Annotated in this window: 25 protein-coding genes; 17 read left to right on the top strand and 8 right to left on the bottom strand. The window is 61.4% G+C overall.

The window, feature by feature from the left end:
• Positions 1-3 precede the first annotated feature (3 nt).
• The 3 genes from D460_RS0124460 (at position 4) to guaD (ending at position 3,415) form a co-directional block, all read left to right on the top strand.
• Positions 4-939 (top strand): ABC transporter permease, encoded by a 936-nt coding sequence (locus D460_RS0124460; protein ID WP_018901235.1) that lies wholly within the window; start codon positions 4-6, stop codon positions 937-939.
• An 89-nt stretch (positions 940-1,028) separates the two neighbouring features.
• Entirely contained in the window at positions 1,029-1,883 is an 855-nt protein-coding gene (locus D460_RS0124455) for an aromatic ring-hydroxylating dioxygenase subunit alpha (RefSeq protein ID WP_018901234.1), read from the top strand.
• A 164-nt stretch (positions 1,884-2,047) separates the two neighbouring features.
• The gene (gene guaD / locus D460_RS0124450) at positions 2,048-3,415 is read left to right on the top strand and encodes a guanine deaminase (protein WP_026283491.1); all 1,368 of its coding nucleotides are present in this window, start codon (positions 2,048-2,050) and stop codon (positions 3,413-3,415) included.
• An 8-nt stretch (positions 3,416-3,423) separates the two neighbouring features.
• Here guaD and mmsB read toward each other — a convergent pair whose 3' ends face one another.
• Positions 3,424-4,299 carry a 3-hydroxyisobutyrate dehydrogenase gene (mmsB, locus tag D460_RS0124445; RefSeq protein ID WP_018901232.1) on the bottom strand — a complete coding sequence of 292 codons (876 nt, stop codon included), beginning with the start codon at positions 4,297-4,299 and terminating at the stop codon, positions 3,424-3,426.
• Positions 4,300-4,466: 167 nt separating this feature from the next.
• Between mmsB and D460_RS0124440 the strand changes: the two genes are divergently transcribed.
• The 4 genes from D460_RS0124440 (at position 4,467) to D460_RS0124425 (ending at position 8,188) form a co-directional block, all read left to right on the top strand.
• Positions 4,467-5,654, top strand: coding sequence for an acyl-CoA dehydrogenase (locus tag D460_RS0124440; protein WP_018901231.1), 1,188 nt, complete (start codon positions 4,467-4,469; stop codon positions 5,652-5,654).
• A 94-nt stretch (positions 5,655-5,748) separates the two neighbouring features.
• Positions 5,749-6,207 carry a membrane protein gene (locus D460_RS0124435; RefSeq protein WP_018901230.1) on the top strand — a complete coding sequence of 153 codons (459 nt, stop codon included), beginning with the start codon at positions 5,749-5,751 and terminating at the stop codon, positions 6,205-6,207.
• Entirely contained in the window at positions 6,207-7,574 is a 1,368-nt protein-coding gene (locus D460_RS0124430; RefSeq protein ID WP_018901229.1) for an FAD-containing oxidoreductase, read from the top strand. The genes D460_RS0124435 and D460_RS0124430 overlap by 1 nt, the downstream gene beginning before the upstream one ends.
• A 38-nt stretch (positions 7,575-7,612) precedes the next feature.
• Positions 7,613-8,188: a DedA family protein gene (locus D460_RS0124425; RefSeq protein ID WP_018901228.1), complete on the top strand. Its 576-nt coding sequence runs from the start codon at positions 7,613-7,615 to the stop codon at positions 8,186-8,188.
• Positions 8,189-8,199: 11 nt separating this feature from the next.
• On the opposite strand, the gene D460_RS0124420 is transcribed toward D460_RS0124425, so the two are convergent.
• Positions 8,200-9,243, bottom strand: a complete 1,044-nt coding sequence (locus tag D460_RS0124420) for an NAD(P)-dependent alcohol dehydrogenase (protein WP_018901227.1) — start codon at positions 9,241-9,243, stop codon at positions 8,200-8,202.
• Positions 9,244-9,582: 339 nt separating this feature from the next.
• Here D460_RS0124420 and D460_RS0124415 point away from each other — a divergent pair, with 339 nt between their 5' ends.
• The 4 genes from D460_RS0124415 to D460_RS0124400 are packed head-to-tail and all read left to right on the top strand — an operon-like array spanning position 9,583 to position 13,389.
• Entirely contained in the window at positions 9,583-10,608 is a 1,026-nt protein-coding gene (locus tag D460_RS0124415) for a sulfate ABC transporter substrate-binding protein (protein WP_018901226.1), read from the top strand.
• An 8-nt stretch (positions 10,609-10,616) separates the two neighbouring features.
• Positions 10,617-11,474 (top strand): sulfate ABC transporter permease subunit CysT, encoded by an 858-nt coding sequence (cysT, locus tag D460_RS0124410; RefSeq protein WP_026283490.1) that lies wholly within the window; start codon positions 10,617-10,619, stop codon positions 11,472-11,474.
• Positions 11,464-12,339: a sulfate ABC transporter permease subunit CysW gene (cysW, locus tag D460_RS0124405; protein ID WP_018901224.1), complete on the top strand. Its 876-nt coding sequence runs from the start codon at positions 11,464-11,466 to the stop codon at positions 12,337-12,339. The genes cysT and cysW overlap by 11 nt, the downstream gene beginning before the upstream one ends.
• Positions 12,340-12,348: 9 nt before the next feature.
• Positions 12,349-13,389 carry a sulfate/molybdate ABC transporter ATP-binding protein gene (locus D460_RS0124400; RefSeq protein WP_018901223.1) on the top strand — a complete coding sequence of 347 codons (1,041 nt, stop codon included), beginning with the start codon at positions 12,349-12,351 and terminating at the stop codon, positions 13,387-13,389.
• A 90-nt stretch (positions 13,390-13,479) separates the two neighbouring features.
• Here the strand turns inward: D460_RS0124400 and D460_RS0124395 are convergent, their stop codons facing one another.
• From D460_RS0124395 to D460_RS0124385, 3 genes are all read right to left on the bottom strand, one after another.
• On the bottom strand, positions 13,480-14,529 hold the full coding sequence (locus D460_RS0124395; protein WP_018901222.1) for an alpha/beta hydrolase: 1,050 nt from the start codon (positions 14,527-14,529) through the stop codon (positions 13,480-13,482).
• A 121-nt stretch (positions 14,530-14,650) separates the two neighbouring features.
• Complete coding sequence (locus tag D460_RS0124390; RefSeq protein ID WP_018901221.1) at positions 14,651-15,472, bottom strand: endonuclease/exonuclease/phosphatase family protein; 822 nt, start codon at positions 15,470-15,472, stop codon at positions 14,651-14,653.
• A 95-nt stretch (positions 15,473-15,567) separates the two neighbouring features.
• Positions 15,568-17,031, bottom strand: coding sequence for a phospholipase D-like domain-containing protein (locus tag D460_RS0124385; protein ID WP_018901220.1), 1,464 nt, complete (start codon positions 17,029-17,031; stop codon positions 15,568-15,570).
• A 291-nt stretch (positions 17,032-17,322) separates the two neighbouring features.
• Here D460_RS0124385 and D460_RS0124380 point away from each other — a divergent pair, with 291 nt between their 5' ends.
• Positions 17,323-17,583 carry a DUF2934 domain-containing protein gene (locus D460_RS0124380; protein WP_018901219.1) on the top strand — a complete coding sequence of 87 codons (261 nt, stop codon included), beginning with the start codon at positions 17,323-17,325 and terminating at the stop codon, positions 17,581-17,583.
• A gap of 75 nt (positions 17,584-17,658) precedes the next feature.
• On the opposite strand, the gene D460_RS36110 is transcribed toward D460_RS0124380, so the two are convergent.
• A complete protein-coding gene (locus D460_RS36110) occupies positions 17,659-17,799 on the bottom strand; it encodes a hypothetical protein (protein ID WP_018901218.1) in 141 nt (46 codons plus the stop codon).
• Positions 17,800-17,881: 82 nt separating this feature from the next.
• Here D460_RS36110 and D460_RS36515 point away from each other — a divergent pair, with 82 nt between their 5' ends.
• The 5 genes from D460_RS36515 to D460_RS0124350 all read left to right on the top strand — a co-directional run bounded on the left by D460_RS36515 (position 17,882) and on the right by D460_RS0124350 (position 23,220).
• Positions 17,882-18,055 (top strand): hypothetical protein, encoded by a 174-nt coding sequence (locus tag D460_RS36515; RefSeq protein WP_018901217.1) that lies wholly within the window; start codon positions 17,882-17,884, stop codon positions 18,053-18,055.
• Between the two features lie 87 nt (positions 18,056-18,142).
• Positions 18,143-18,874, top strand: a complete 732-nt coding sequence (locus D460_RS0124365; protein WP_018901216.1) for a glutathione S-transferase — start codon at positions 18,143-18,145, stop codon at positions 18,872-18,874.
• A 78-nt stretch (positions 18,875-18,952) separates the two neighbouring features.
• The gene (locus D460_RS0124360; protein WP_018901215.1) at positions 18,953-19,747 is read left to right on the top strand and encodes an SDR family oxidoreductase; all 795 of its coding nucleotides are present in this window, start codon (positions 18,953-18,955) and stop codon (positions 19,745-19,747) included.
• Between the two features lie 99 nt (positions 19,748-19,846).
• Positions 19,847-21,937 carry a glycogen debranching protein GlgX gene (gene glgX, locus D460_RS0124355; RefSeq protein WP_018901214.1) on the top strand — a complete coding sequence of 697 codons (2,091 nt, stop codon included), beginning with the start codon at positions 19,847-19,849 and terminating at the stop codon, positions 21,935-21,937.
• 452 nt (positions 21,938-22,389) lie between these two features.
• Positions 22,390-23,220: an MBL fold metallo-hydrolase gene (locus tag D460_RS0124350; protein ID WP_018901213.1), complete on the top strand. Its 831-nt coding sequence runs from the start codon at positions 22,390-22,392 to the stop codon at positions 23,218-23,220.
• A gap of 2 nt (positions 23,221-23,222) precedes the next feature.
• Here the strand turns inward: D460_RS0124350 and D460_RS0124345 are convergent, their stop codons facing one another.
• Both D460_RS0124345 and D460_RS0124340 read right to left on the bottom strand, forming a co-directional pair.
• Positions 23,223-23,969 (bottom strand): polysaccharide deacetylase family protein, encoded by a 747-nt coding sequence (locus tag D460_RS0124345; RefSeq protein ID WP_018901212.1) that lies wholly within the window; start codon positions 23,967-23,969, stop codon positions 23,223-23,225.
• Positions 23,969-25,054, bottom strand: coding sequence for a glycosyltransferase family 4 protein (locus D460_RS0124340; protein ID WP_026283488.1), 1,086 nt, complete (start codon positions 25,052-25,054; stop codon positions 23,969-23,971). The genes D460_RS0124345 and D460_RS0124340 overlap by 1 nt, the downstream gene beginning before the upstream one ends.
• Positions 25,055-25,196 lie beyond the last annotated feature (142 nt).

Here is a 25,196-nt window from a genome sequence, read left to right as displayed (position 1 = left end):
GACATGGATCTTTTGACCGGCCTTTTCACCACAGCTTTCCTGGCAGGCGGTGTACTGTCGCTCGCCGCTCTCGGCGAAGTGCTCGCCGAACGTGTCGGCGTCGTCAATCTCGGCGTCGAGGGTTTGATGGCGCTCGGCGCATTGACGGCGATCGCAACCGTTGCCTCGATCCCCTCCCCGGCAATTGGCTTCATCTGCGCGCTGGCGGTCGGCGCCCTGTTCGGAGCAGTCTTCGCCTTCGCAACGGTCATACTGCGCGCCAACCAGGTTCTCTGCGGCCTGGCGCTGACGCTGATGGGTACCGGCATCGCATCGACCGTCGGCCGCGCCTATTCCGGAATGCCGGCGCGCGCGACCTTTGCACCGATCGAAGTGCCGCTGTTGAGCAAGATACCGGTCCTCGGACCGGCCTTCTTCTCGCAGAACATTCTGGTCTACCTGATCTTCATCATCCTGCCGGTTGGGCTGAGCTATCTGATGTTCCGCACCCGCCACGGCCTGAACTTGCGCGCCGTCGGCGAAAACCCGGCGGCAGCCGACGCGGCCGGTATCCCCGTCAATCTCATCCGCTTCGCCTACGTGACGGCAGGCTCCGCGCTCGCAGCCGGCGCAGGCGCCTATCTCACGCTCACCTTCGTGCCGTCCTGGTCGGACGGCGTGGTCGCCGGGCGCGGCTGGATCGCCGTGGCGCTGGTGATCTTTGCGGGATACCGCCCCATTCCAGCGGTTCTATCCGGTCTGCTCTTCGGCTTCATCACAGCGCTCGGCTTCGTTGGCCAGGCGCGCGGCTGGCCGGTTGCACCTGCATTTCTGTCCATGCTGCCTTATCTCGGCACCATGGCCTTTATCATCGTGCCGGTTCTTGCCTGGCAGCGCATGCGCCGCATCATGGCGGCACCCGCCGCCATCGGCCTGCCTTATTATCGAGACGTCAGATGACTTTGGTCGGCGACTTGCCAGCGCAAGATTGCCGACAGGCCACCGAACTGCAAAGAATTCGATCCATGAGTAATGAAAGCGAGCGCGTCATGAGATGTTCCGACAAAGCGGCCCTCGATCAGTGGTATCCGCTTGGCACAGAAAAAGAGATCGCCTTCGGCCGCACGAACACCCGCCTATTGGGAACAGCGTTGACGATCGATCGCGCCGTGGATGGCGCGCTTGTGGTCATGGCCGATGACAGCGATCAACCGCTGCCGATCATCAACCGCTTCGGCCTGGTCTGGACCACGCTTGGGGAGCCAGCCGGCGGGCTTTTCGCACTTCCCGAAGCAGACGAAGAGGACCGCCGCGTCGTCAATTGCGGTTCGGTCATGGTGCGGTCGTCGGGGTTGCGGATCGTCGAGAATTTTCTCGACATGGCGCACTTTCCGTTCGTCCACACGGACATTCTGGGCGCTGAGCCGCATACAGAGGTGATGCACTACAACGCTGAAATCCGTCGCGATGTCGATGAGGTCTGGGCCACCAATTGCCAGTTCTTCCAGCCCCAGGCGGCGCTATCGGCGACCGACGGGATCATGACCGACTATATTTACCGAGTGATGACGCCGTTCACGACGCTTCTTTACAAGACCTGTCCGAATTCGGCCAATCGCTGGGATGTCATCTGCCTCTTCGTCCAGCCGCTCGATCCCAACCGCTGCATTGCGCATCCCGTGATGTTCCTGATCGACGACGTCTCGACGACAACGGAGCTCGTCCACTTCCAACAGCTGATTTTCCTGCAGGACCGCATCATTCTGGAAAACCAGCGCCCGCTGCTTCTGCCCATGGAACCGCGCGCGGAAATTCCGACCCGCGCCGACGCGAGCTCGATCGCCTATCGCCGCTGGCTGAAGGAAAAGGGCATCACCTACGGCACGACGGCCATGGCCGCCTAAGGGCGGGCGATTTTCGCTCGCATTGCGAGCGTCCCATCATTGCAGGGCAGCCACCGTAAAAACGCAAGGCTCCGGCGATGGACGCGCTGACTATTCGCTATAGATTTAAATTCGCGCATATGTGTGCGCGGGTACTGACGCATTGATTGAATTGGAATACAGCATTGGACTTGCGGAATAAAACGCTCTGCGCCTCCGGATTTCACGCTCCGGAGCGCGGAAAGATCGATATTTTGGACGAAGTGCTGATCGATATAGGCGCGGATGGTGCGATTGCCGCCATGCATCGCCCGAGCGATCCGAACTACCGGACCATTCGCGAGGCCCGCGAGGAAGGCGGCGAGTTGGTCACGTTGCCTGTAGGCTCTTATCTCCTTCCGGGTTTCGTCGATCTTCACGTCCATGCGCCGCAATATCCCCAGCTTGGCAGCGCGCTCGATGTGCCGCTCGAGGTATGGCTGCAGAAATATACCTTCCCACTGGAAGCCCGCTACGAAGATCTTGCCTTCGCAAAGCGCAGCTACGGCCTGCTTGTCGACGACCTGCTCGCAAACGGCACGACCACGGCGCTCTATTTCGCCACCGTGCACCAGGATGCGACGCGATCGCTTGCGGACATATGTCTGGAGAAGGGCCAGCGCGCGCTGATCGGCAAAGTGGCGATGGACAACGCCGACGAGTGCCCGGATTACTACCGTGATGCCTCGCCGGACGAAGCCATTGAAGGCACGCGCGCACTGATTGATTACATCACCAATCATCCTGATAACGTTGAAAAGAAAGTACTTCCTGTCATCACGCCACGCTTCGTGCCATCCTGCACCGACGCGACGCTTGAGGGGCTGGGTGCTCTGGCCAAGGAATGCGGTTGCCACGTGCAGACCCACTGTTCGGAGAGCGACTGGGCGCATGGCTATGTGTTGTCCCGCTACGGCGTGACCGATACCGAGGCGCTCGATCGCTTCGGCCTGCTCGGCCGCCGCACGGTTCTGGCACACGCCAACTTCCTGACGGATGGTGACATGGACAAGGTGCGGGAGCGCGAAGCTGCTGTCGCCCACTGCCCGCTCTCCAACGTCTATTTCGCCAACGCCGTCTTCCCGCTCAAGGCTGCCCTCGACAAGGGCATGCACATCGGTCTCGGCACGGATATCTCCGGCGGACCGAGCGCCTCGATGCTCGAGAACTGCCGCGGCGCGATCCTTATGTCGCGCGCCCTTGAGAGCGGTGTCGATCCCAAGCGCGATGCCGAAGCGCGTGCCAGCTACGGACCGGCACAGATCGATTTTCGCGATGCCTTCTATATCGCGACGGCAGGCGGAGGCGTGGCGCTCGATCTGCCGATCGGCCAGTTCAAGCCAGGCTATTTCTTCGATGCGATCGTCATCGACACCAAGGCGCCGAAGGGCTCGGTGCGCCTGTTCGACGAATTCGATAGCGGCGAGCAGATCCTGCAGAAGATCATCAACACCGCCTCGAAACCCAATATCGCGACCGCCTGGGTCGGCGGCACGAACCTGCGCCTGCCGTAAGAAAGGCGTCAGCCGCGCAACATCTCGATGATCGCCGAGAAATCGCGGCCGCCATTGCCCTGCTTTTCGAAGAGCGCGAACAATTGCGCGGCTTCGGCGCCGAGCGGCGTCGAGGCGCCTGTTGCGAGCGCCGCCTCCTGCGAGAGGCGGAGGTCCTTGAGCATCAAGGCGGCTGCGAAGCCCGGTTTGTATTCGTTGTTGGCCGGCGATGTCGGCACCGGGCCGGGAACCGGGCAGTAGGTGTTGATCGACCAGCATTGGCCGGATGACGTCGAGGCGACATCGAACAAGGCTTGGTTCGAGAGGCCAAGCTTCTCGCCCAGCGCGAACGCCTCGCAGACGCCGATCATCGATATGCCGAGGATCATGTTGTTGCAGATCTTCGCCGCCTGCCCCGCGCCGGCCTCTCCGCAATGCACGATCTTCCGGCCCATTGCCTCGAGTATGGGTTTGGCCCTGTCGAAGCTCTCCGGCGTTCCTCCCGCCATGAAGGTCAGCGTCCCGGCCGCTGCCCCGCTCGTTCCGCCGGAGACCGGTGCATCGAGCGACGGGCAATCGGCGGCCTTCGCCATCTCATGCGCCTTGCGCGCGCTGGCGACGTCGATCGTCGAGCAATCAATGACAAGCGTTCCCGAGGGAATGGCGCCAATAATATCCGTCCACGCTGTCAGGACATGCCTGCCTTGAGGAAGCATGGTCACGACAACGTCCGCACCGCTCACAGCTTGGGAGATGTCGCTCGCCGGCTGCACCCCCGTTGCCACGGCAGCCTCAAGCAACGCCGGCACCAGATCAAAGCCGCTGACCGCGTGGCCAGCCTTGACCAGATTTGCCGCCATCGGCCCGCCCATATTGCCGAGGCCGATAAACGCGATTTTTGTCATGTCTTGCTCCCATCGTCAGACATTCCCATTCGGGCCCATTGAGGAATAGCTATGTCATGATCGCGCGCAGTCGAGAGCGACAGAGGCGGCGGCGTGTTGACGCTCCCTCGCCCCGGCAGTATCCCAATAGGGCCCGCGACACGCCGATGGATCGAGGAGGATGAACCATGCAGTACACCCGCGAGAGTTTCGACTGGTCCGATCCGTTCCGGCTTGTCGAGCAGTTGACGGACGAGGAGCGCATGGTGCTCGACACCGCGCACTCCTACGCGCAGGAAAAGCTTGCGCCGCGCGTACTCGAAGCCTTCCGCCATGAGAAGACCGATCCAAGCATCTTTCGCGAAATGGGTGAACTCGGCCTCCTCGGCCCGACGATATCGCCCGAATATGGCGGCGCGGGCCTCGGATACGTAGCCTACGGCTTGATCGCCCGCGAGGTCGAGCGAGTCGACAGCGGCTATCGCTCCATGATGAGCGTCCAGTCCTCGCTGGTGATGGTGCCGATCGATGCCTTCGGGTCGGAAGCGCAAAAGCAGAAATATCTGCCGAAACTCGCCACTGGCGAATGGATCGGCTGCTTCGGCCTTACCGAGCCGAACCATGGCTCCGATCCGGGATCGATGGCGACGCGTGCAAAAAAGGTCGATGGCGGCTACAGTCTTTCCGGTGCCAAGACGTGGATATCGAATGCGCCGATCGCCGATGTCTTCGTGGTCTGGGCGAAGACCGAGGATGGCGTGATCCGGGGCTTCATCCTTGAAAAGGGATGGAATGGCCTGACGGCGCCCGCCATTCACGGCAAGATCGGCTTGCGCGCCTCGATCACAGGCGAAGTGGTGATGGATAGCGTCTTCGTGCCGGAAGAGAACCTGTTGCTTAACGTCTCCGGCCTCAAGGGCCCTTTCACCTGCCTCAACTCGGCCCGTTTCGGAATCGCATGGGGCGCGCTCGGCGCCGCCGAGGATTGCTATGCGCGGGCGCGGCAATACACGCTCGACCGAAAGCAGTTCGACCGGCCGCTCGCCGCCAATCAGTTGATCCAGAGGAAGCTCGCCGACATGGCGACCGAAATCACGCTCGGGCTGCAGGGCTGCCTGCGCCTCGGCCGCATGAAGGAAGACGGCCACCCGCCGGTCGAGCTCACCTCCATCCTCAAGCGCAATTCCTGCGGCAAGGCGCTCGATATCGCCCGAATGGCGCGCGACATGCTTGGCGGCAACGGCATATCCGATGAGTTCGGCGTCGCCCGCCATCTCGTCAACCTCGAAGTGGTCAACACCTATGAGGGAACGCACGACATTCACGCGCTGATCCTCGGCCGCGCCATAACGGGAATAGCGGCGTTCTCGAACTGACCGAATTTCTTCGCCGCCAAATTGCAACGGACCCGACAATGTGCCAGCTTTCACTCGTCGCGGGGATGGCCTGCGTTGCGATGGGGGATTGCGCATGCTTCTGTTTTTCGCATTTCTGATTGGTATCATCGCCGGGTTGCGCGCGCTAACAGCGCCGGCAGCCGTTGCCTGGGGAGCGGCGCTCGGCTGGTTCGATGTGACTCAGACGCCGTTCGCCTTCATGGGCTATCGCTGGACCCCGTGGATTTTCACGCTGCTGGCGCTGGTCGAACTGGTGACGGATCAATTGCCATCCACGCCTTCAAGAAAAGTGCCGATGCAGTTCGGTGCGCGACTGATCATGGGCGCGCTGTCAGGCGCCACGATCGGCGCCGCCAGCGGTTCGCTGATCGGCGGCCTCATCGCCGGCATTCTCGGCGCGGCTGCGGGCACACTCGGCGGCGCTGCGGCACGCGCTAAGCTGGCGAGCGTGTTTCATCGAGATCCGCCGGCCGCCATTCTCGAGGACGCGGTCGCCATTGTCGGCGCGATCCTGATCGTGGCGTCGGTCTGATGCGTAGTTTCGACGCCATCGTTGTCGGCGCCGGCCAATCTGGCCCCTTCCTCGCCGCCCGGATGGCGGAGAAGGGCATGAAGGTCGCGCTGATCGAGCGCAAATATCTCGGCGGCACATGCGTCAACGCCGGCTGCATGCCAACCAAGACCCTCGTCGCCAGCGCCCGCGCCGCCTATGTGGCCCGCAACGCCGTCAGCTACGGCGTGACAATCCCGGGCGCGATCGGGATCGACATGACGATCGTGCGCAAGCGAGCCGAGACAGTGACCATGGACGCCCGCAACGGCCTGATCAGCTGGTTCGCGGGCATGGACGGCGTGACCGTGATCTACGGCCATGCGCGCTTCGAAAGCGAACGGACGATCAGTGTCAACGGCGAGCTGCTCACCGCGCCACGCATCTACCTCAACGTCGGCGCGCGACCGGCCATTCCCGACATGCCGGGTATCGACGACATCGATTACTTGACAAGCACATCGATCATCGCGCTGGACACGCTGCCCCGGCATCTGGTGGTCATTGGCGGAAGCTATATCGGCCTTGAGTTCGCCCAGATGTATCGGCGTTTCGGTGCGGAGGTAACGGTCGTGGAACGTGGCCCCAAGCTCGCCTCACGGGAGGATGAGGATATTTCGGACGCGATCGCCGATATTCTGCGCGCCGAGGGAATTACGGTCCGCACCGGCGCGGACCGCATCGCGTTCAAGAACGGAGCGGATGGGATAGAGGTCACGGTCGCCGATGGCATCGCCGAGATCAAAGCGAGCCACGTCCTTATCGCAACCGGCCGCGTGCCCAATACCGACGATCTCGGCCTCGATCGTGCTGGTGTGGCCACCGACAAGCGTGGCTACATCACCGTTGACGACAAGCTCGCGACCAACGTCGAGGGCATATGGGCGCTTGGCGACTGCAACGGCCACGGCGCCTTTACCCATACGTCCTACAACGACTTCGAGATCGCGGCCGCCAACCTGCTCGACGGCGAGGATCGCAAGCTCAGCGACCGCATCCTCGCCTATGCGCTTTATATCGACCCGCCGCTCGGCCGCGTCGGCATGTCGGAAAGACAGGCGCGTGCATCGGGCCGCGAGATCATGATCTCCACCCGGCCGATGGCCAAAGTCGGCCGCGCCAAGGAGCGGGGCGAGACGAAGGGCTTCATGAAGGTGATCGCCGACGCGCAAACCAAGCAGATCCTCGGCGCCGCTATCCTCGGCATAGAGGGCGACGAGGCGATCCATGGCTTCATCGACGCGATGAACGCCGGGACAACCTATCCCGAGCTGAAATGGGCCGTGCCGATCCATCCGACAGTGTCCGAATTGATCCCAACATTGCTTGGCGACCTGAAGAGCGTGTAGCCTGCACGGCGACAGGCCAAAACGCTGAGGGATCAATCGTGTCCATAGAACATCTTATCGAACACTATGGGATTGTCGCGATCTTCCTGGGCACCGCATTCGAGGGAGAGACCGCGGCCTTCCTCGGCGGCATCATCTCCCATCGCGGGCTGCTCACCTACTGGTCGGCCTCGCTGATGGCGTCGGCGGGCTCCTTCGCCGGAGACCAGATGTGGTTCTTCGCCGGTCGCTATGCATCACGCTGGCATGTCGTTCGCCGGTTGATGGAAACGCCGACGCTGGCGCAGGTGACGTCGCTTCTTGAGCGCTATCCGACAGGCTTCATCCTTGCATTCCGCTTTCTCGTCGGCTTAAGGACGATCAGTCCGATCGTGATCGGCACGACGCGAATCTCGACCGGAAAGTTCGTGATGTTGAATGCGATCGCGGCGCTTGTATGGGGACAGCTGTTTACGGCGCTCGGCTATCTCTTCGGGCACGGCATCGAACAGATCCTCGGTCGTCTTCCGCTGCACCATCACCTCTTCGTCGGGCTCGGGGCCGCGGCCATCGTGGCGGGCGCGGCCCTTGTCTTCAGAAGAGCTTTCAGAAAAGTGTCGGCTAGCGCGAGCTAGCCGACAGGCACCTAGTCCATCACGATCTGGAGCTTCACGTCGCTCGGGCGCGCTTCGACCGCGCGGTCAAAAGCCTTGACCGATTCTTCGAAGCCGAAGGTCTCGGAAATCAGAGGCTTCAGGTCGACGCGACCGGAACCGAGCAGCGCAATCGACCGCTCATACTGATGCGCGTAGCGGAACACCGTTTCGATGCGGATTTCCTTGGTCGAGGCAGTCGAGACGTCGAAGCCGATCGGGTTGACCGGCAGGCCGACAGCAACGATGACGCCGCCGGGACGCGCCAGATCCATGATCGTTTCCCAGGCCTTCGGTGAACCGGAGCATTCGAAGATCACATCGGCACCCCATCCGTCCGTCAGCCGCGAGACTTCCTCGACAAGGTTTGTTTCGCGGATATTGACCGGGATCACGCCCTGATATTGAGCGGCGATATCGAGCTTTGGCTGCGCGAGATCGGCAACGATCGCGCGGGCACAACCGCCGGCGAGTGCGGCGATGGCGACCATGGTGCCGATAGGACCGGCGCCAAGCACGACGGCGGTATCACCTGGCGCGATCTTCGCCTTGGTGGCCGCCTGCATGCCGACGGCGAAGGGCTCAACCATGGCGCCTTCGGCAAAGCTTACATTATCAGGCAGCTTGAACGTGTAGTTGGCGGGATGAACGACTTCGGGCGTGAGCACGCCGTGAACTGGCGGTGTCGCCCAGAAGGAAACGGCGGGATCGACATTGTACATGCCGAGCCGGCTTGCCTTGGAATTCGGATCGGGAATGCCCGGCTCCATGCAGACACGATCGCCGACCTTCAGATGTGTGACGCCGGCGCCAACCTCGACGACGGTACCAGCCGCCTCGTGCCCGAGCACCATCGGCTCGTTGACGACGAAGGGGCCGATCTTGCCGTGCGTGTAATAGTGAACGTCGGAGCCGCAGACGCCGACCGTGTGTATCTTGATCTTGACCTCGCCCGGCCCGGTTTCCATAGGCAGATCGATTTCGCGGATAGCGAGCTCATGCTGGCGTTCCAGCACCAGTGCGCGGACTTTGGTCATTGCATGTTCCTTCCCTTGTCTCCCCGCGCGAGTCGAGCGCGGCGTCGGCGGACTATAATCGCCGAACACGGCGGATTTCAATTCTGTCGCCGAGGCTTTTGCTCATGGCGCGATGGAATGCCCGCGTCTGCTCGCAGGTTGTTCTAAAAACGCGGCCATTCCTAAAGTGCGCGAGTCAAATCGCAGCCACCTGTCGCTCAGGTTCGACAGCACAATCATTTCAAAACAGCACACGAAATGGCACGCCATTCCGGAACCGCCGCATGGAACAGAAACAATCTTCGTTTCATTATACGACCAACTTGGTAGAGTTTGGATCACAAACGAAGGAGGTTCCCCATGCACGCACAACGGATTACCCGGCTTCTCGCAGCCGCGGTTTTGGCAGGCAGTTTCGCCATCGGCACTGTCGCACCAGCTTTTGCCGATCAGACGCTTCTCAACGTATCCTACGATCCGACACGGGAACTCTATAAGGATTTCAACGCCGCCTTCGCACAGAAGTGGCAGAAGGACACCGGCGAGACGGTAACGGTCCAGGCTTCGCATGGCGGTTCCGGCGCCCAGGCGCGCTCGGTCATCGACGGTCTCGACGCCGATGTTGTGACGCTCGCTCTCGAAGGCGACATCGACGCGATCGCCCAGAAGACCGGCAAGATCCCGGCGGACTGGAAGAGCAAGCTTCCCAACAACTCGACGCCCTACACTTCCACCATCGTGTTCCTGGTCCGCAAGGGCAATCCCAAGGGCATCAAGGACTGGGCCGACCTCGTGAAGGACGACGTCCAGGTGATCACGCCGAACCCGAAGACCTCGGGCGGTGCGCGCTGGAACTTCCTGGCTGCCTGGGCTTGGGCCAAGCAGGCAAACGGCGGCGATGAGGCGAAGGCGCAGGCCTATGTGACGAGCCTGCTGCAGCACGTTCCCGTTCTCGACACCGGCGCACGTGGCGCGACCACCACCTTCGTCCAGCGCGGACTGGGTGACGTGCTTCTTGCCTGGGAAAACGAAGCCTATCTCTCGCTCGAAGAACTCGGCCCCGATCAGTTCGAGATCGTAACGCCGAGCTTCTCGATCCGCGCCGACCCGCCGGTCGCCGTGGTCGACGGCAATGTCGACAAGAAGGGCACGCGCAAGGTCGCCGAGGCCTATCTGAACTACCTCTATTCCGACGAGGGCCAGAAGATCGCGGCCAAGCACTATTACCGCCCGATCAAGCCCGAAGCAGCCGACCCTGCCGATATCGCCCGCTTCCCGAAGCTGACGCTTGCAACGATCGACGATTTCGGCGGCTGGAAGGAAGCGCAGCCGAAGTTCTTCGGAGATGGCGGCGTGTTTGACCAAATCTACAAGCCGGCACAATAATACATCGCATGAGAGCACATAGCCCCACGCGGTGGCGGTTCAGGCGGCCGAGTGTCATTCCAGGATTTGGAATGGCACTCGGCTTTACCTTGATCTGGCTCACCCTTCTTATCCTCATCCCCCTCTCGGGCCTCGCATGGCGTTCGAGCGAACTTGGCTGGGAGAAATTCTGGTCGATCGCGATTGATGCCCGCACGGTGAACGCGCTGCGGATCAGCTTCGGCACCGCCTTCGCGGCTGCCTGCGTCAACGTCGTCTTCGGCATCGTGCTTGCCTGGGTGCTGGTGCGCTACCGCTTTCCCGGCAAACGCATCATCGACGCCATGGTCGACCTGCCCTTCGCGCTGCCGACCGCCGTCGCCGGCATTGCGCTTGCGACGCTCTATGCGCCCAACGGTTGGCTTGGCCAGTTCCTGACGCCGCTCGGCATCAAGATCGCCTTCACGCCTGTTGGCATCGTCGTGGCGCTGGTCTTCGTCGGCCTGCCTTTTGTCGTGCGCACAGTGCAGCCAGTCATGGAGGAGATCGACAAGGAGGTCGAGGAGGCCGCCGCCACGCTCGGCGCAAACCGTCTGCAGACGATCACCCGCGTTCTTTTGCCTGGCCTGGCGCCTGCGGTTCTCACGGGTTTCGCGCTGGCCTTTGCACGAGGCGTCGGCGAGTACGGATCGGTCATCTTCATCGCCGGCAACCTGCCGTTCAAATCGGAGATCGCCCCGCTGCTGATCGTCATCAAGCTCGAAGAGTATAACTACGCGGCCGCCACCGGTATCGCCGCCGTCATGCTGGTGCTGTCCTTCGCCATGCTTCTCGTCATCAACCTTATCCAGAGCTGGAGCAGACGGAGGTATGGCAATGGCGCATGAGACGCACGCTTCGCCCGTCACGAAAGTCCGCTCCGTCGTCACCGAGCACCGATGGGCGCGGCGGACGCTGATCGTCGCCTCGCTGGTGTTCCTGACACTGATCCTGATCCTGCCGCTCACAGCCGTGTTCGTCGAAGCATTCCGAAAAGGGCCGACAGCCTTCTTCACGGCCTTGCAGGATGCGGAAACCTTTTCGGCGATCCGGCTGACCCTGATCGTCGCGGGCATCAGCGTGCCGTTGAACGTCGTGTTCGGCGTGGCTGCCGCCTGGGCGATCGCCAAGTTCGAGTTCAAGGGCAAGGCCTTCCTGACAACGCTGATCGACCTGCCCTTCTCGGTCTCGCCGGTCATATCGGGTCTGGTCTTCGTTCTGCTGCTCGGCGCCAACACCTATCTCGGCCAATGGCTGAGCGCCCACAGTATCAAGATCCTCTTCGCGGTTCCGGGATTGATCCTGGCAACCATGTTCGTCACCTTTCCCTTCGTCGCCCGCGAGCTCATCCCGCTCATGCAGGAACAGGGAACCGGCGACGAAGAGGCCGCGATCTCGCTTGGCGCCAGCGGCTGGCAGACCTTCTGGCACGTGACCTTGCCTAACATCAAATGGGGCCTGCTTTACGGCGTGCTTCTCTGCAACGCCCGCGCAATGGGCGAGTTCGGCGCCGTCTCGGTCGTGTCCGGCCATATTCGCGGCCAGACCAACACGATGCCGCTGCAGGTGGAAATCCTCTACAACGAGTATAATTTCACCGGGGCTTTCGCCGTTGCCACCCTGCTGGCGCTGCTCGCGCTCGTCACCCTTGTTTTGAAGACCTTGCTGGAAATGCGATACAGCGATGAAATCGCCGCGAGCCGGCGGCACTGAGGAATTAGAATGGAAGTTCGTGTTCAAAACCTACGCAAGGAATTCGATCGGTTTCCGGCTCTGCATGACGTGTCGCTCGATATCCGCTCCGGCGAACTGATCGCGCTGCTTGGTCCGTCGGGCTCCGGCAAGACGACGCTCTTGCGCCTGATCGCCGGGCTCGAAAGCCCGACTGACGGCCTGATCTACTTCGGCGACGAAGACGCGTCTCGCAAGAGCGTTCAGGAGCGCAATATCGGTTTCGTGTTTCAGCATTACGCGCTGTTCCGCCACATGACGGTGCTCGACAATGTCGCCTTCGGGCTCAAGGTCCGTCATTCCTCGCGCCGTCCTCCGAAGGACGAAATACGCCGCAGAGCGCTGGAACTGCTTGATCTCGTCCAGCTCCCCGGCCTCGAAAAGCGCTACCCCGCGCAGCTCTCCGGCGGCCAGCGGCAGCGCGTGGCGCTGGCGCGCGCCATGGCGGTGGAGCCGAACGTGCTTCTGCTCGACGAGCCGTTCGGCGCGCTCGACGCGCAGGTCCGCAAGGATCTTCGCAAGTGGCTGCGCGAGATCCACGACCGGACGGGGCACACGACCATCTTCGTCACCCACGATCAGGACGAGGCGATGGAGCTAGCAGACCGCGTCGTGGTGATGAGCCAGGGCGCGATCGAGCAGGTCGGCACGCCCGACGATGTCTACGATCACCCGAATTCGCCCTTCGTCTTCGGCTTCGTCGGCCAATCCAACTGTCTGAAGGTCAAGATTTCCAGCGGCGACATCTGGTTCGACGGGCGCTCGCTCGGCATCCGCGCCGAGGGCGAGGCTGACGGTGAGGCGAGCCTCTACTTCCGTCCGCACGATATCGAAATTCGCAATGGCGCCGAAGGCATCGCCGGTATCGTGACCAGCAGCCGCCGCGTTGCCGGCACGCGTCACGTGGAGATCGACATCGGGCAAGGCCATCCGCCGATCGAGCTTGAACTGCCGCCGGCGGCGGCAGGGGCCATTGACCACAGCGGCATTGCGTTTCGGCCGACCCGCTGGAAGCTCTTCAGGTCCGCCTGAGGAGCGCCAGCGGCCGGCTCAGCCATGAGGCGCGAACGTGCCTTGTGGTGGCCGGGGCGAGAAATGCGCCGATCGAAACGCTTGCCGCGTCTACTGACGCGGTTTGTCGGCGAAATGCTGTAGCGCGAATTCGGCGGCACGCTGGTTGGATTTGCGGGCATCGTCGAGCCAGAACGGAAACAGCTGCCATTGGTGGATCATTCCCGGCAGCACCTCCGTCGTCACATCGACACCGGCCTCCTTGGCCTTGTCGGCAAGACGCAACGTGTCGTCGAGCGAAATCTCCTTGGAACCGACCTGCATCAAGAGCGGCGGAAAGCCCTTCATGTCGGCATAGAGCGGCGATACGCGCGGGTCCGTGGGCGAGCGATCTCCGAGATAGGCCTTGCGCGCCGTCTCGATCTGCAATGCATTGCCGAACGGATCGTTGGCGGCGTTCGTCTTGATCGATGCGCCTGTGGCTGCAAGGTCGGTGACGGCGCTGATGGTGATGACGGCAGCAGGTGGCGGCCCGCGCAGCTTGATCTGCCGCAGCACCGCCTCGATCGCGAGGTTGCCCCCGACGGAATCGCCGAGCATGACGATGTTGCTGCTCTCATATCCGGAATCGAGCAGCCAGAGATAAGCGGTCAACGTGTCGTCGATCTGCGAGGGATAGGGATATTCCGGCGCCAGCCGATAATCGATCAGCAGCACATCCGCCGATGCCGCCTTTGCAAAGGACGCGGCCGACGCGCGATGCGTATCCAGTGAACCGCTGTAGAAGCCGCCGCCATGGACATAGAGGATGGCGCGCTTACCGAGCGAATAATGAAGCCGCGCCGGCCATATCAATTCGGCGCCGACGCCACCTGCGTCGACTTCCTTGATCTGCACCCGTGACGGGCCCGGTGTCTTTTGCATCAACTGTTCGAAAGCATCGCGACGTTCGGAAAGCGTACTGGCCTTGGCGTAATGCTCGCCCATCTTGTCCAGGAGCTTCGCGACCTGCGCTCTCGACGCCTCCGTCTGTACGGGTTCGTCGGCTGCAAGCGAGGGAACTGCAAGACAGAGCGAAAACAGGGTAGCGGCCGCAGCAATACGCAGTGCAGCCGCTACCGACCGGCCGGCCGCATCTCCATGATGGCGTGCGCTTCGCATTCCCAGACCTCTCCGTGCCGGCCCTGTGCCGATCCGCGCAGACCCTCTCATGACTGGAGGCTGTGTCAAGGTGCGCGAGGCGCCTATGGTAAACCGGCCGCGGTTGCGGCGCCGCCCGTTATCAAGCGGACTTGGCGTTTTCCTGCAGATTGACGAAGGCCTTGATCGGTAGATGATCGGAGGCGACGCGCGACAATGGCGTATCGTGAGCCTCGACCGTGGTCAGCACGCCCTTGCGGTTTGCCATGATGCGATCGAGCGCAAGCACCGGCAAACGCGCGGGAAAGCTCGGCACGGCGAGCGGCTGCGGACCGAAGATCGACTGAAACGAGTGAAGCGACGAGCGGTCGCCCAGGCGCCATTCATTCAGGTCGCCCAGCAAGATGGTCGGCATATCGGACTTATCAGCCATCAATTCGAGCAGCACTTTCGCCTGCTGTGCCCTCGAATGCCTCAAAAGGCCGAAATGCGCGGCGATGATCCGCAGCGCGCCACCCCGCTCGAGATCGAGTTCCGCGACGAGCGCGCCGCGCGGCTCCAGGCCGGGAAGCTTGATCTGGTGAACGTCTCGGACCAGCCCCTTCTTGAAGAGCACCACATTGCCGTGCCAGCCATGCGCCTTGTTCACGCCGCTGATCGGCACGGGCACCAACCCGCTTTCCCTTTCCAGGCGCGGCAGATCGAGAATGCCCGTCCGTTCGCCGAAACGCGTGTCCGCCTCCTGAAGGGCGATGACGTCGGCGTCGATTTCATGGATGACGCGGCTGGTGCGATCAGGGTCGAAGCGTCTGTCGTTGCCGACGCATTTATGCACATTGTAGGACGCGATCAGCGTGCCTTCCGGGCGTGACATTGGACTGGCATGAGCCAGTTCGACGCGCTTCCTGTGGTTTCGGATGGAAGCAAGAATGCTTGCTGGCAGATTGTTGTTCCTGGCATGCATCGCTGTTTTCCGGTGCTCCATGAAGCGAATGGGTTCCCTGGCTTCAGTATAGGCGCTCCGTTTGAAGTTGCCATGTTAAAGCACGCAAAAATCGCTCAGAGATAGGGCGAGCCGAGCCAGAGAACCTTGTTCAGCAGGCGCACCGGAAACGGCGCGGACCGCAAGCCTTGCAGCGTGACCGGCGCTGCGGAGCGGATCGCCTCGTCGATATGTTCCTCGATCTCGTTGGCGAAGCCCTCGTTCAAAACTTCGAGATCGATCTCGAAGTTCAGCCGCAGCGAGCGCGGATCGAGATTGGACGAGCCGACATAGGACCAGACGCCATCGATCGACAACAATTTCGAATGGCTGAACGCGCCGCTGGCGCGCCAGATGCGGCAGTAGTTGCTGACGATCTGATCGAACTGCGCAGTCATCGCCCTGTCGACCAGAACGAGATTGTTGGCGGCGGGAACCACGATATCGACCTCGACGCCCCGGCGCGCCGCCGTCGCCAGCGCGCTGATCAGCTCCCGATCCGGCAGGAAATAAGGCGACATGATCTTGATCGACGTGCGGGCGACCGAAAAGGCCCCCATCAGCATCTTGTGGTTCGTCTCCACCCTTCTGTCCGGTCCGGAAGCAACCACGCGCATGAAGACGGGATCACCCGGCTCCCGCTCAGGTGCTGCGATCCGCCACTCGTCGCCGGTCAGCTCCTCGCCCGTCGTGAAACGCCAGTCTTCAGCTGCGATATCGAACAGGTCAGCGACAACGGGCCCAGTGACCATAAAATGCGTGTCGCGCGCGAAGTCCTCGCCGGCAAACTCGCGCGTGAAACCCGCCCGGATGTTCATGCCGCCGGTGAGCGCCACCCGGCCGTCGACGATTACGATCTTTCGGTGCGTTCTCAGGTTCGCATAGGGCAAGCGCAGGCCGATGATGACATTGCCGTTGAACACAGAGACGGAAACACCGCCATCCTCAAGGTAACCGAGGATGCTCGGCACCGAGTAGCGGGCGCCAACGGCGTCGATCAGCACGCGGACCTGCACGCCGCGCTTCGTCGCCGCGATCAGCGCATCGGCGATCCTGAGGCCGATCGGGTCGCGATCGAAAATATAGGTTTCGAGCAGAACGCTTCGCTCGGCACCATCGATCGACGCCTTCATCGCGGCGTAGCAATCATCGCCGGTTTCGAGCATGTCGATGGTGTTGCCGGTCGCGATCGGGCTGCGGGCCACACGGTCGCCGAGCGTCTGCAGGGCGGCGAAACGACGTCCGAAACCGCTGATGACCATCTCGGCTTCGGCGTCGAAGGTCTCCAGTTCATCGAGATCGGCCTGCGGCATTAGCGCGTCGCGGCGCAGGCTCAAGGACGCTCGCCTTATGCGGTTGATGCCGGCGATGGCATAAAGCACGGCGCCAACGATGGGCGACAGGACGATGACGCCGACCCAGCCGATCGCGGCACGCACCTCTTCCTTCGTCATGGTCGCGTGGATTGCCGCGGCAGCCCCCATGAGCAACGAAATAACGAACAGGATATGCGGCCAATAGGTCGATATGAGATAAAACATGTCACCAAGATATAGCGGCAATTCAGGACTGTTCAATCACGCCCTTGGGTGGCACATACGGAACGCTATCGGCCGGTCTTCGGCGTGGTCTGATGACAGTATAACCGCGCCAGCCACGGCAACGGAATGCCCGTATTTGGGGCAGATGCCGTGCCTTCGTTAAGCATCGTGCTGCAACGCCACATATATTTTTGCAGTGTGTCAGAAATTACTTGAAACAATCCGATTCGTCTGGAACTCTTCAATCAGTATCGCGTTTGAACGATGGCATCCGTGCAGTGGAGATCGGCGATGACGGAAACTCAAAGAGAGTGGGTTCAGAAGCGCGCGTATGCGCTTTGGGAAGAGGAAGGCCGCCCCAGCGGGCGTGATCATGAACATTGGCAACAGGCGATGAAAGAGCGCGCCGCGCTCGAAGGGTCCGCCGCGTCCGCCGATGGCAAGGAAGTCAAGAGCAGAACGAAACGCGCGGCTCCCGAGATCAAGGTGAGTAGCGCCGCCAAGGCGACCAAAGCCGCGCCTAAGAAATCCTCGCCGCGAAAGTCGGCGTGATCTCTGCAAATTATTGATTTAAAAGGGCGCTTAAAGGGCGCCCTGTTTTCATTTCAGTCACATCTCTGCATTAATTCAGTCGTATTGAATGAATGCCAGCAAGATCTCCAGTCTCAGCGCAATTTCGGCCTTATTTAAAAGCGCTGTGGCGGCGGTTCCCAATGGAACAAAAGTGACCTTCTGACGGTTCTCCTGCAAAACTGGGAGAATGGTCATGAACCGCAGCTACTTCGACGTAATTCTCGTTTCCCTCATTGTAGCAGGTTGCTACATGTTCATCGCTCCGGTGTAAGATAAAATGCCGACCCTGGTCCTTGCTGCAACGGCTTATCTGGCGCTCGCCATGCTGCTTGTCGTCGTCGTCGACAATCTCGTGGCCTTCTTCTTCCGAGAAAAGCCAGCCGCCATTTCGATGCGCCGATCGGCATTCGAACGCATCGCAGCCGTATCGCGCTGGTATGGCCGCAAGTAACGAATGGCGGCGATGCCAATCGCCGATAATCTAAACAGGCGCGTCTGCACGACGATCCAGCGACCAGGCGCCCTCAGGGAGGCGCGGATGGCCTATCAACTCTACTATTGGGACGGTATTCAGGGACGCGGCGAGTTCGTGCGCCTCGCGCTCGAGGAAGCGGGCGCCGATTACGTCGACGTCGTGAGACATGAGCAGCCGGGCATGGGCACCGATGCCATGCTGGAAATCCTTGATCACGGGTCGGATTCGACGACCGCGTTTGCTCCGCCTTTTCTAAAGGATGGCGACATTCTGGTTTCGCACGTCGCCAACATCCTCTTCTACCTCGGCCCGAAGCTCGGGCTCGCTCCCGCAGATGAAAAGCTGTGCTACACCGCGAACGGGCTTCAGCTGACGATCACCGATTTCGTCTCCGAGGTTCACGATACCCACCATCCAATATCGACAGGGCTCTACTACGAGGATCAGAAGGCAGAAGCGAAGGCGCGTTCGACGGCGTTCATCGATGAGCGTATCCCGAAATATCTCGGCTATTTCGAGCGCGCGCTGCGGCAGAACCCCAGCGGCCCACGGCATATCGTTGGTTCGGAGCTGTCCTATGTCGATCTGTCACTGTTCCAGGTGATCGAAGGCCTTTGCTACGCATTTCCGAATGCGATGAAGGGATACCAGGGCCGCTATCCCGCCTTGGCCGATCTGCATGTCACGGTTCGCGAGCGCCCCCGGATCGCCGCCTATCTCGCCTCCCCTCGCCGGCTTGCCTTCAGCGAAGACGGCATCTTCCGTCACTATCCGGAGCTTGACGCAGGCAACTGATCTCCAATCTAATCCCGGCGGGACATCATCTTGGCCGGACGCGCGTCGGCCTTTCGATAAAACTGGGAGATCGTTTTCATGGCACATCTTGCGCAATTGCTTGCGGCAATCAAAATTCCCGATCTGGCCGGCAAGGCCGTTCTGATCACCGGCGCTTCGACAGGCATTGGCGCGGCACTCGCCAGAGCGCTTGCAGCACAGGAAATGAAGGTCGGAATTCACTACAACTCAAGCCGAGAGCAGGCAGAAGCGCTGGCAGACGAGATCAAGGCGGCGGGCGGTCACGTCCATCTCGTCCATGGCGACGTGTCGAAAGAGGGCGAAACCGAGCGCGTGGTCGAAGAGACCGCCAAGACATTCGGCCATCTCGATGGCTTGGTGAACAATGCCGGCGGCATGCTAGGCCGCAAGCCGACCTCGGAATTCACCGACGAGCATTACGAGAAGGTAATGGACCTCAACGCCCGCTCCGTGCTGGCCGCAACCCGCGCGGCCCACCCATGGCTGAAGAAGCAGGGCGGCTTCATCATCAACACCACATCGATTGCCGCGCGAAACGGCGGCGGTGGCGGCGCCATTCTCTACGCAGCCGCCAAGGGCTTCGTTTCCACCATCACCCGCGGCCATGCGAAGGAATTCGTGCCCGACCGCATTCGCGTCAACGCGGTGGCGCCAGGCGTGATCGCCACGCCGTTTCACGAGCGTTATACCAACGACGAGCAGATGGAGATGCAGCGCAAGTCGATCCCGATGGGCTTCGTCGGCACGCCCGAGTATTGCGTCGGCGCTTATCTGTTCCTCGCATCGCCAACACTGTCAGGCTACGTGACCGGCCAGATCATCGAGGTCAATGGCGGACAGTTGATGCCCTGATCTTTAGTGGCGCAAATCGATACGCCCTAGCGGTAGTCCAAGGAACTTTTGCAGCGCAACAACGTTCCCTGCAGGCTAACAACCAAGCGGGGGCGTTCCATGAGCTTTTCGTTTTCAGAACTCGACTTTCTCAAGCCTGAACTGGGTGCTGAATACACCGGCCAGGGAACGCATTTCGCGGTGTTTTCTGCCCATGCCGAACAGATGGAGCTCTGCCTCTTCTCGCCCGATGGCAAGGAGGAGGTAGCACGCATGGCGCTGCCAAAGCGCGAGGGTGACATCTGGTCCGGCTACATCGCCGGCGTTGGCCCGGGCACCGTTTATGGCTATCGCGCCCACGGCCCCTACGATCCGCAGGCCGGTCACCGCTTTAACCCGAACAAGCTACTGCTCGACCCCTATGCCAAGCAGGTGCTCGGCGAGCTCAAATGGGACGACGCGCTCTACGGCTATACGATCGGCGCCAAGGACGACGACCTCTCTTTCGACGACCGCGACAGCGCTCCCTATATGGTCAAGGGGATCGTGCAGGATCCGGATTTCGACTGGGATGGCGACCAGGCCATCCGCCGAACCTGGACGGACACGATCATCTATGAAGCGCATGTGCGCGGGATGACGATGACGCATCCCGATGTACCCGAGGAGCTGCGCGGCACCTTTCTCGGCATGTGCAGCGAACCGATCATCGACCACCTGACCAAGCTCGGCATCTCGGCGATCGAGCTGCTGCCGATCCAGCATTTTCCAAACGACCGCTATCTCCTGGAAAAAGGCCTTACCAATTACTGGGGCTACCAGACGCTCGGCTTCTTCGCGCCGCAGCCGCGATATCTGTCGGGAAGCAAGATCACCGAGTTCAAGACGATGGTGAAGGCGTTCCACGCCGCTGGCATCGAAGTCATCATGGATGTGGTCTACAACCACACCGCAGAGGGCAGCGAACGCGGGCCGACGCTTTCCTTCCGCGGCCTCGACAATGCCAGCTACTATATCCTCTCGCCCGACGATCCGCGACACACCTACGACACGACAGGCACCGGCAATACGCTAAACGTTGCCCACCCCATGGTCATGCGCATGGTACTCGACAGCCTGCGCTACTGGGTCGGCGTCATGCACGTCGATGGCTTCCGCTTCGATCTCGCCAGCACGCTCGGGCGCCAGGACCTCGACTTCGACCGCCAGGGTATCTTCTTCGGCGCGATCCGCCAGGACCCTATCCTGTCGGGCGTGAAGCTGATCGCCGAACCCTGGGATGTCGGCGAAGGCGGTTACCAGGTCGGCGGCTTTCCGCATCCGTTCCGGGAGTGGAACGACAAATTCCGCGACGACACCAGGCGCTTCTGGAAGGGCGACGGCGGCATGGCGCCCGACATCGCGTCGCGTCTTACTGGCTCGCAGCTGCAGTTCAACCACTCCGACCGCGCGGCGACATCGTCGGTCAACCTTCTATCCGCTCATGACGGCTTCACGCTGATGGATACGGTCTCGTTCAACGACAAGCACAACGAGGCGAACGGCGAAGATAACCGCGACGGTCACTCGGACAATCACTCCGACAACATGGGCGCCGAGGGTGCCGCCGACGATGCCGGCATCCGCGATGCCCGCGCCCGCCGCCGCCGCAACATGATGGCGACGCTGCTTCTCAGCCAGGGCATTCCGATGATCGTCGCCGGCGACGAGGTCGGCAACAGCCAGGGCGGCAACAACAACGCCTATTGCCAGGACAACGAAATCGGCTGGGTCGACTGGTCCGGTCTCGACGATCCCTTCCTCGGCTTCTGCCAGAAGATGATCGCGCTGCGCAAAGACCACCCCGAGCTTCGCCAGGAACGCTTCCTGACCGGCGCCGTCAGCGAGGATGGGCGCACCGAAATCGCCTGGTATCGTCCTGATGGCGAGCAGATGGGTGAAGAGGACTGGAAGGATCCGGAGCTTCGCCTGCTCAGCGTCTACATGTCCTACAGCGCCAACACGCCTGAGGCTGACAAGAGCGCTGGTGTGTTCATGGTGTTCAACGCCGGCGGAGACTGCGAGGTCCGACTGCCTCAGGTCAACGGGATCGAGGACTGGAGCCGTGTGCTGGCGACTGGTGCGGACGATCCATTCACCAGACTTGATGTCAATGAACCGCTGACGGTCGAGCGCGAAAGCGTGGCGGTGTTCGTTCCGAGGAGCGGCTAGGTCAACGGCGGCGAAAACGAAAACAAACGACATTATCGGGCGGCGCCGGCAACGGCGGCGCCCGATGTGCATATCGCACCGCAGCCATGCGCGACTAAAGATCGGCACCGAAAACGCCTCGTAGCGTCGTCGATACCATCCGCTTTTCCAGCCTGAACCTTCGACTTAAGTGGGATCGGCAGCCATTTGCATTCCCGTATGCGAATTCCCATATATTTTTTAGGAAAATCAGGATTCGACACTGCAAGCTGGCCAAAAGCGCACCGCAATTTACGAAAATCGAACCATAAGCTGTTGCTTTCTGCGACAAAACCCGGTTGCTTAAGAAATTCCACCGGTTGGATTGATAGGGTGGATGCGGTACGTAAAACAAGACGGCTTGTGGAATGCCACGCTTGGCATCAAATGATGATCACGTTAGCGCGGTGGGGTCGGACCATTTTGAAAAAGCGATGAGTAAAGATCTCTTTCAAGTAAAGTTCTGGGGCGTTCGCGGCAGTATCCCGGTCTCCGGACCTGAGTTCGATCGCTATGGTGGCAACACCTCCTGCATCGAGATTCGCTGTGGCGAACACCGTATGATCTTCGACGCGGGCTCCGGCGCCCGCGAAGCCGGGCTCTGCATGCTCAACGAGCAGGTCCGCGACGTCGATCTGTTCTTCAGCCACTGTCACTATGACCACATCATCGGGCTGCCCTTCTTCAAGGCCATCTACTATCCGTCGATCGATCTGCGCATCTGGTCCGGCCATCTCGATGGCAAGATGACCACGCGCGAGATGATCGAGCAATTCATCAGCCCGCCATGGTTCCCTGTGAAGACCGACATCTGCCAGGCGACGATGAGCTTCCGCGACTTTCACGCCGGACAAATCCTGGAGCCGCATCCCGGCGTCAAGATCAAGACCTTCATGCTGAACCACCCTGGCGGCGCGATCGGCTATCGTGTTGAGTATCAGGGCCGTTCCATCGCGCTGGTCTACGACATCGAGCACACGCCAGGCAGCCATGATCCCGTCGCGCTGGAAATGATGCGGGACGTCGATCTCGCCGTCTACGACTGCACTTACAACGAAGACGAAATGCAGCGCTTCAAGGGCTTTGGCCACTCGACGTGGCAGCACGGCATCGAACTGGCGAAGATGGCAGGCACGAAACAATTCGCGCTCTTCCACCACGCGCCCTCGCGCACCGATGCGCAGCTGGAAGACATGGAAAAGCAGGCGCAGGCCGCCTTCCCGAGCTCGTTCGCAGCTCGCGACAACCAGGTTCTTGAACTCTAGGATTAGACCAATGACGCCGCCGATTTCCAGGCGACGGCGGGATGGGCGCTCGTCTCGGCCAGAAGGTGGGCGAGGAACGCCCAGGCGGTCTCATCATGCACGAGATGGTGCGTGAGAATGCCGATCGGCTCCGCATCATCATCGAAGCGCGCCCGCAGTTCCTTCACCACGTCAGCTACCAGCTCCTCATGCGGCCTGCCGCCACGGATGCCGTGCCAGTTCATGATATCGACGTGGGTATTCAGCAGCCGTATTGGGCTGCCCGCCTTGGCGACTCCGTAGACGGACAGGGTCTCAAGGCCAAGTGCCGGCAACTTCGCGATAAGCGCGCCGTTGATCCGGTTCCAGGGCGGCACCAGCATCGAGATCAAGCGCGAGCCGAACAGCCGCTGCAGAATGGCAAAGCCGTCGCGCAACTCGCCGAGCACGATTTCCGGCGCGCGATGGGCGCCGAGTTCCTGCTTCTTCTCGTCAGGCCCTGCGTGATTGGTATGCGACCATCCATGCAAGGCCACCAGTACATGCGGCTCGTCAGCCAGCCGCGCCGCGAGTGCCTCGCCGGTGGACGCCGGAATGACGGCGAGCGTCAATGGCACGTTGGCGTCGGCGGTCACCTTCAGCAGCTGCTCCAGCGCCGGCGTCGGCTCGATCGCATCGTCGTCGCGAAGCCAGAAGCGGGCGGTCTTGCCGGCGGCCTGCCAACGGTCGAGCTCCGCCCGCAATGGCGCCCAGATGTCATCAGCCGTCATCATTGTTTTCCTATATATCTGCATAAAATCTCGTCGATCGCCTTTGCCGCAATCGCAAGCGATCGTTCGGCCAGAACGAAGCGGCGTGCCGCGTTCGCCATCTCGGTGCGTTTCAAGGCATCATCGAGCAAATCGCTGATCGCCGAAGCGTAGGCGGCGATATCCCCCTCAGCCGTCAGCAATCCGGTCAAGCCAGACTGGACGACTTCTGGAACGCCCGCCGTGTTCTGAGCGACCACAGGCAAGCCGGCCGCCTGAGCCTCAAGATAGGCAAGCCCATAGGCCTCACCGCAGCCCGGCCATACGTAGATGCCTGATCTTCCAAGGTCCGCAACGATATCGTCAGCACCACGCTCCCCAAGCCAATCGAGCCTCCCCGGCTCGAACGTTGAGAAAAGGCGCTCGACCTCACCGCGCATCGGACCGTCACCGACGATCGCCAGCGTCCACGGCTTGTTGCTTATCTTGGTCAGCGCTTCGGCGAGCATCGCGTAGCTCTGCATCTTGTCGCCGGCGCGCATCATCGCGACGGTAATCAGCCGTGTCGGCTCCGGCACTGGCTGGCGGCCCTCAAATGGCGTCGTGTCGATGAAAGGGGCGAGTACCGCGATGTGCGCCTCGGGGATTGCCCTTTCGAGGCCCTCTCGGTCGCGTCGCGTGAAGCCGATGTTGACCGCAGCGTCCCTGACCATCGCGCCGATCCGCGCCTGATATGGCCCCCAATCGGTCTGATCGCGCTTGGGGGAGTAGGATGCTTCCGCAGTGACAAGAGGAATGCCGAATTCCGCGCAAAGTGCCGGTCCGAATGGATCGACGGATTTGTAATAGGGGTGATAGCAGAACCAGAGATCGGGCTCGCCTTCGCCCGCCCACGCGGCCCGCAACCGCTGCAACTCCAAGGCCGCTTCGCCTTCGACCTTTGCCGCCGCTTCCGCCGTCGATGCGAAGCTGCGGAATTCGGATGCGACCTCGACCGTATGGCCGCCCACCTGCAAGGCGCGGATCAGCAGCCGCGCCATCAGCCGGTCTCCCGAGGGCACCGGATGGTTGGGCGATTTCAGCGGTGCGTAGAATGCTATGCGCATGTGGTCACGCACTTTGAGATGCAGTGTTCAAGACCGGCCCTGTGCCCGCCAGGCGAAAGTTTGCTATGGTCTTCATCCTTACGGCTTGCTGACGAACATGTGACGTGCACGGACGGTCGAAAGGCGGCAATAAAACCTCAAT

Origin of the sequence: Rhizobium sp. 2MFCol3.1 (genome assembly GCF_000377565.1) — a bacterium.
Lineage (GTDB): Bacteria > Pseudomonadota > Alphaproteobacteria > Rhizobiales > Rhizobiaceae > Rhizobium.
The sequence above is the reverse complement of the archived record's forward strand: the minus strand, read 5'-3'. Positions and strand labels throughout refer to the sequence as shown.

Excerpts from the sequence above, each read along its gene's own strand:
- D460_RS0124385 (WP_018901220.1), bottom strand. The coding sequence starts at position 17,031 with ATGTTTTATCTCATATCGACCTATTGGCCGCATATCCTGTTCGTTATT.
- D460_RS0124350 (WP_018901213.1), top strand. The coding sequence starts at position 22,390 with ATGAGTAAAGATCTCTTTCAAGTAAAGTTCTGGGGCGTTCGCGGCAGT.
- D460_RS0124420 (WP_018901227.1), bottom strand. The coding sequence starts at position 9,243 with ATGACCAAAGTCCGCGCACTGGTGCTGGAACGCCAGCATGAGCTCGCT.
- D460_RS0124430 (WP_018901229.1), top strand. The coding sequence starts at position 6,207 with ATGCGTAGTTTCGACGCCATCGTTGTCGGCGCCGGCCAATCTGGCCCC.
- D460_RS0124340 (WP_026283488.1), bottom strand. The coding sequence starts at position 25,054 with ATGCGCATAGCATTCTACGCACCGCTGAAATCGCCCAACCATCCGGTG.
- D460_RS0124455 (WP_018901234.1), top strand. The coding sequence starts at position 1,029 with ATGAGATGTTCCGACAAAGCGGCCCTCGATCAGTGGTATCCGCTTGGC.
- mmsB (WP_018901232.1), bottom strand. The coding sequence starts at position 4,299 with ATGACAAAAATCGCGTTTATCGGCCTCGGCAATATGGGCGGGCCGATG.
- D460_RS0124360 (WP_018901215.1), top strand. The coding sequence starts at position 18,953 with ATGGCACATCTTGCGCAATTGCTTGCGGCAATCAAAATTCCCGATCTG.
- D460_RS0124365 (WP_018901216.1), top strand. The coding sequence starts at position 18,143 with ATGGCCTATCAACTCTACTATTGGGACGGTATTCAGGGACGCGGCGAG.
- D460_RS36515 (WP_018901217.1), top strand. The coding sequence starts at position 17,882 with ATGCCGACCCTGGTCCTTGCTGCAACGGCTTATCTGGCGCTCGCCATG.
- cysT (WP_026283490.1), top strand. The coding sequence starts at position 10,617 with ATGAGAGCACATAGCCCCACGCGGTGGCGGTTCAGGCGGCCGAGTGTC.
- D460_RS0124395 (WP_018901222.1), bottom strand. The coding sequence starts at position 14,529 with ATGCGAAGCGCACGCCATCATGGAGATGCGGCCGGCCGGTCGGTAGCG.
- glgX (WP_018901214.1), top strand. The coding sequence starts at position 19,847 with ATGAGCTTTTCGTTTTCAGAACTCGACTTTCTCAAGCCTGAACTGGGT.
- D460_RS0124400 (WP_018901223.1), top strand. The coding sequence starts at position 12,349 with ATGGAAGTTCGTGTTCAAAACCTACGCAAGGAATTCGATCGGTTTCCG.
- D460_RS0124460 (WP_018901235.1), top strand. The coding sequence starts at position 4 with ATGGATCTTTTGACCGGCCTTTTCACCACAGCTTTCCTGGCAGGCGGT.
- D460_RS0124380 (WP_018901219.1), top strand. The coding sequence starts at position 17,323 with ATGACGGAAACTCAAAGAGAGTGGGTTCAGAAGCGCGCGTATGCGCTT.
- D460_RS0124390 (WP_018901221.1), bottom strand. The coding sequence starts at position 15,472 with ATGCATGCCAGGAACAACAATCTGCCAGCAAGCATTCTTGCTTCCATC.
- D460_RS0124435 (WP_018901230.1), top strand. The coding sequence starts at position 5,749 with ATGCTTCTGTTTTTCGCATTTCTGATTGGTATCATCGCCGGGTTGCGC.
- D460_RS0124345 (WP_018901212.1), bottom strand. The coding sequence starts at position 23,969 with ATGACGGCTGATGACATCTGGGCGCCATTGCGGGCGGAGCTCGACCGT.
- D460_RS0124440 (WP_018901231.1), top strand. The coding sequence starts at position 4,467 with ATGCAGTACACCCGCGAGAGTTTCGACTGGTCCGATCCGTTCCGGCTT.
- D460_RS36110 (WP_018901218.1), bottom strand. The coding sequence starts at position 17,799 with ATGACCATTCTCCCAGTTTTGCAGGAGAACCGTCAGAAGGTCACTTTT.
- cysW (WP_018901224.1), top strand. The coding sequence starts at position 11,464 with ATGGCGCATGAGACGCACGCTTCGCCCGTCACGAAAGTCCGCTCCGTC.
- D460_RS0124415 (WP_018901226.1), top strand. The coding sequence starts at position 9,583 with ATGCACGCACAACGGATTACCCGGCTTCTCGCAGCCGCGGTTTTGGCA.